At 64.4% G+C, this 5,582-nt stretch carries 1 protein-coding gene; it reads left to right on the plus strand.

Going from position 1 to position 5,582, the window contains the following annotated elements:
- Positions 1-31 precede the first annotated feature (31 nt).
- Positions 32-5,551: a type I polyketide synthase gene (locus tag OG417_RS42790; protein WP_329241732.1), complete on the plus strand. Its 5,520-nt coding sequence runs from the start codon at positions 32-34 to the stop codon at positions 5,549-5,551.
- The last annotated feature ends 31 nt before the right edge of the window (positions 5,552-5,582 follow it).

The raw sequence follows: 5,582 nt of genomic DNA on the forward strand, positions 1-5,582 counted from the left end.
CCGACCCCCATGATTCCGAGGCTTGAGGGCAATGCAGAGCGAAGAGAAGCTCAGGACCTACCTGAAGCGCGCGACCGCCGATCTACGCCGGCTCCGTCAACGGCTGCATGACGCCGAGCACCGCTCGCGAGAACCGATCGCGATCGTGGCGATGGGTTGCCGCTACCCGGGTGGGGTGACCTCGCCAGAAGAATTGTGGGAACTGGTCGACCAGGGCGTCGATGCGATCACACCGTTCCCCGACAACCGCGGCTGGGACCTGGAGGAACTGTACGACCCGGACCCCGACGTCCCAGGTAAGTCCTATGCGCGGGAGGGCGGGTTCCTCCACGACGCGGATCAGTTCGACGCGGCGTTCTTCGGCATCTCCCCACGCGAAGCCACCGCAATGGACCCCCAACAACGACTCCTCCTCGAAGTCGCCTGGGAAACCATCGAAAACGCCGACATCGACCCCACCACACTCCGCACCAGCCGGACCGGCGTGTTCGCCGGCGCCATCACGCAGACCTACGGCCCGTCGCTTTATGGGGCCACGAAAGCCCATGAGGGTTATCTGCTCACCACGAACGGCAGTAGCGTGATCTCCGGCCGGATCGCCTACACCCTCGGGCTCCAAGGTCCGGCGGTCACGGTGGACACGGCGTGTTCGTCGTCGCTGGTCGCCCTCCATCTGGCCGCACAGGCACTCCGCGCCGGCGAATGCGACCTCGCCCTCGCCGGCGGCGTCACCATCATGTCCACCCCCGGCCTCTTCGTCGGGTTCAGCCGGCAACGCGGCCTCGCGGCCGACGGACGTTGCAAGTCCTTCTCGGCCTCCGCCGATGGCACCATCGGCGCCGAAGGGGTTGGGCTCCTCCTCCTGGAACGCCTGTCGGACGCGCGGAAGAACAACCGGCGGATCCTCGCCGTCATCAAAGGTTCGGCGGTCAACCAGGACGGCGCCAGCAACGGACTCACCGCACCGAACGGACCCTCCCAAGAACGCGTGATCCGACAGGCCCTTACCAACGCCGGAGTCACCCCCGACCAGATCGACGTGGTCGAAGCCCACGGCACCGGCACCTCCCTGGGCGACCCGATCGAAGCCAACGCCCTGCTCGCCACCTACGGTCGTGAACGCCCGGCTGACCAGCCGCTGTATCTGGGATCGCTGAAATCCAACATCGGCCACGCTCAAGCCGCAGCCGGAGTGGCCGGCGTCATCAAAATGGTCCAAGCCATCCACCATGCCCGGATGCCGAAGACCCTCCATGCCGAGGAACCTTCACCCCACATCAACTGGGACACCGGCGCCGTCACCCTCCTCACCCAAGCCCGCCCCTGGCCCGAGGTAAACCGACCCCGCCGCGCCGCAGTGTCCTCCTTCGGAATCAGCGGCACCAACGCCCACCTCATCCTCGAACAACCCCCCACACCCGAACCCGCAACCTTGCGCGTACACGAACCCACAACAACCACTCACACTGACCTGATCGCCTGGCCACTGTCAGCGAAAACCCTCCCGGCACTTCGTGAACAGGCCCGCCGCCTCGCCGACCACATCGAACACCACCCCGGCCTGGACCCGATCGGCATCGCGCACACCCTCACCACCAGCCGCGCCACCTTCCAACACCGCGCCATCATCACCGGCACCACCACCACCGACCTCACCACCGCCCTACACGCCCTCGCCGACAACCAACCCCACCCACGTCTGACCACCACACCCCCAGACCCCACACCACCAGGAAAACTCGCCTTCTGCTTCACCGGCCAAGGCGCCCAATGGCCCGGCATGGGACACGACCTCTACCAAACCCACCCCACCTACAAAAACACCCTCGACCAAACCATCACCCACCTCAACAAACACCTACCCCACAACCTCCACACCATCATCTTCGCCGAACCCAACACACCCCAAGCCCAACTCCTCCACACCACCCTCTACACCCAACCCGCCACCTTCGCCATCCAAGTCGCCCTCTACCACCTCCTCACCCACCACGGCATCACCCCCCACTACCTCACCGGCCACTCCATCGGCGAAATCACCGCCGCCCACCTCGCCGGCGTCCTCACCCTCCCCGACGCCGCAACCCTCATCACCACCCGCGCCAAACTCCTCAACACCCTCCCCGCCACCGGCGCCATGCACGCCACCAACACCCCCCACCACGACCTCATCGACCTGGTCAAAACCGAACTCCACATCGACCTCACCAACCACCCCGACGCCGCCATCGCCGCAATCAACAGCCCCACCTCCACCACCATCACCGGCGACACAACCCTCCTGACCACCATCACCACCCTCCTAAAACAACACGGCTACAAAACCACCCAACTCAACGTCTCCCACGCCTTCCACTCACCCCACACCAACCAAATCCTCAAACAATTCCACCACACCGCCGAAACCCTCACCTACCACCCACCCACCACCCCCATCATCTCCACCCAAACCGGAAAACCCGCCACCACCACCCAACTCACCGACCCCACCTACTGGACCAACCAAATCCGCAACCCCACCCACTGGACCCAAACCATCACCCACCTCGAAAACAACAACACCACCACCTACCTCGAAATCGGACCCCACCCAACCCTCACCCCACTCACCGAACAAACACTCACCCAACCCAACACCCACACCATCACCACCCTCCACAAACACAAAAACAACAACAATCAGATCCTCAACACATTCACGCAACTACACATTCAGCAACACACCACCCACTGGCCCACCCTCACCCCCAACAACACCCCCACCACACCCCTGCCCACCTACCCCTTCCAACACAACACCTACTGGATCAACGCCACCGGCAAGGCGAACAACAATCCCGAAAATCTCGGACAATCAACGGCCGATCACCCGCTCCTTGCCGCCGGCATCAAAATGCCGAACAGCGGCGGCCATCTGTTCACCGGACGAATATCAACACGAACCCATCCCTGGCTCACCGAGCACGCCATCAATAACACGACCGTGCTTCCGGGCACCGCTTTCATCGACCTGGCCGCCTACGCCGGCACACATACCGGAGCACCTCACCTCCAGGAACTCACCCTCGAAAACCTTCTCGTCATCCCGGATGAAGGACCGATCGACCTTCGAGTCACGGTCGATCCCCCCGACGACGACGGCCGACGAACCATCACCATCCACTCTTGCCCTGCCGCCGGCGAAAGTGACGCTTCCTGGACCCGCCACGCCACCGGTACTCTCACGGCGGCGGCCACGACGACGGCCACCACACCCGAATCGCGACCGGAAGACGCCGTCTCCGTCGACCTCACCGACTTCTACACGCGCCTGGCCGAACGCGGATACCACTACGGCCCCACCTTCCAAGGCCTCACCCACGCCTGGCGACACGACAACGGCGACCTCCACGTCGAAATAAGCCTCCCGGAAGGCACCGACACCGCCGGCTACACCATCCATCCGGCGCTCCTAGACTCCGCGCTCCACGCCCTCGCACTCGCCACTCCGGCCGAAGACGAAGCGATCAGGGTTCCATTCACCTGGCAAGACGTCTCCATTCACGCGACCGGTGCCACCAATCTCCGAGTCCGTCTCCGCCCGGCCGAAGGCAGTCAGGTCGACATCATCGCCACTGACGCCGAGGGCCGCCTCGTAGCCGTCGTCGAAGCTCTTGGTCTTCGCGCGGCCTCCCCCAGTCAGCTGGGGCCAGGAAGTCGCGAATCCGTGTACGAAGTGCGTTGGGACGTGAGCCGTCGGCGAGGCACCCCTACCTCGACGGTCACGTACGCGCTTTTGGGCGATGCCGACGACTCGTCGTCGGCGTCGCCCAGCATCGAGGGCGAGAGGTATCCCGACCTGGCCGATCTCGTCACGGCCATCAACGGCGGAGCGGCAGCACCCGACTTCGTCCTGTGGTCTTGCCCGGAGGGGCGATCCAAAGATGTCCTCGCGGATACCCGGCGCCTGGTTCGAGACGCTCTGGAGCTACTCCAGGCCTGGACGGCCGAGGAGAGGCTGGGATCCCGCCGCCTGATCATTGTGACTCGAGGGGCCATCTCCACCAGCGATGACGACCCCGTTGAGGACCTGGCTCAAGCCGCGGTATGGGGACTGGTCCGCACTGCCCAGGCCGAACACCCCGGCCGCATCGCCCTTATCGATGTCGATCAGAACAACACCATCCAACTTCCCACCGCCATCGGCCTCGATGAGTTCCAGACCGCCGTCCGCGGCAAACGAATTCTGACGCCCGGTATCACGCGCACCGACCCCGGCAGCAGTGAACCGATCTCGCTCGATCCCGCAGGCACGATCCTGATCACCGGCGGAACCGGGGCCCTCGGCACCACTGTCGCCCGCCGCCTCGTCACACACCACAGTGCCCGGCATATCCTCCTCGCGAGCCGATCCGGCCCCAAGGCCCCCAACGCGCCCGAGCTTCACCAGGAGCTGAGCTCACACGGCGCTGAGGTCACCATCACCGCCTGCGACACCTCCGACCCCGGCGCCCTTGCCGAGCTGCTGGACACCATCCCGCACCAGCATCCGCTAACGGGGGTCATCCACGCCGCGGGCACCCTGCAGGACGCCACCGTCACCAAGCTGACCAACGACCAGGTCCACGCCGTCTTCACCCCCAAAGTCGACACTGCCTGGCACCTGCACCGACTCACCCAAGACCACCCCCTCACCCATTTCGTCCTCTTCTCCTCCATCGCCGGCACCCTCGGCTCCCCCGGACAGGCCAACTACGCCGCCGCCAACACCTTCCTCGACGCCCTCGCCCACCACCGCCACGCGACCGGACTCCCCGCCACCAGCCTCGCCTGGGGGCTCTGGCAACAAAGCAGCGGTATGACGAAACGATTCACCAGGTCGGACCACGCTCGCGCATCGCGACTCGGGGTGGAGCCGTTCTCCCCGGAACAGGCGCTTCAGCTTTTCGACGCCGCGCTCACGCAGGGCCGGCCGACTCTCATTCCGGCCCGGCTCAATCTCACGGCGCAGAATCCTCATCCTCTTTTCCGTAGTCTCCTGCCAATCGCACGGCAAAAGGCAGCGCCAGCCGTCTCCACTCCTTCCGAGCTCACGTACGAACAACTGGTACGACTCGTTTGCGCGAGCACCTCCATGGCCCTTGGGCACGAGAGCTCCGAGTCCATATCAGCGGACAGTTCGTTCAAGGAACTCGGTCTTGACTCGTTGACGGCGGTCGAGCTCCGCAATCATCTCGGTTCCGCGACCGGCCTGCGGCTGCCCGCCACCTTGATCTTCGACTATCCGACTCCCCGGTCACTTGCCGATCACCTGAACGAACGTCTGTCGCCGAAGCCGACCGCTCCGGAAGACCTGCTGCTGGCCGAATTGGAAAAGCTCAAAAAGATCGTAGAGGGCGTCGCGATCGACGGCGATCGGCACACCGAAATCGCCCTGCGAATCAAGGATCTTCTCAGAAGCTGGAACAGCCGGCGCGACGAGGAAACAGCGAGTCATCCAGCTAAGAACGTGGACCCCACCACAGACGAAGAGCTTTTCGAGCTCCTAGAAAACGAGCTCCGCGGCCCCTGAGAGAAGTGCGCCTAACAAGGGATTGTAAGAG

The organism is Actinoallomurus sp. NBC_01490 (assembly GCF_036227085.1).
In the GTDB taxonomy this organism is placed as follows: domain Bacteria; phylum Actinomycetota; class Actinomycetes; order Streptosporangiales; family Streptosporangiaceae; genus Actinoallomurus; species Actinoallomurus oryzae.

Bases quoted from the DNA above. Each gene is read 5' to 3' on its own strand.
- OG417_RS42790 (WP_329241732.1), top strand. From the start codon at position 32: ATGCAGAGCGAAGAGAAGCTCAGGACCTACCTGAAGCGCGCGACCGCC.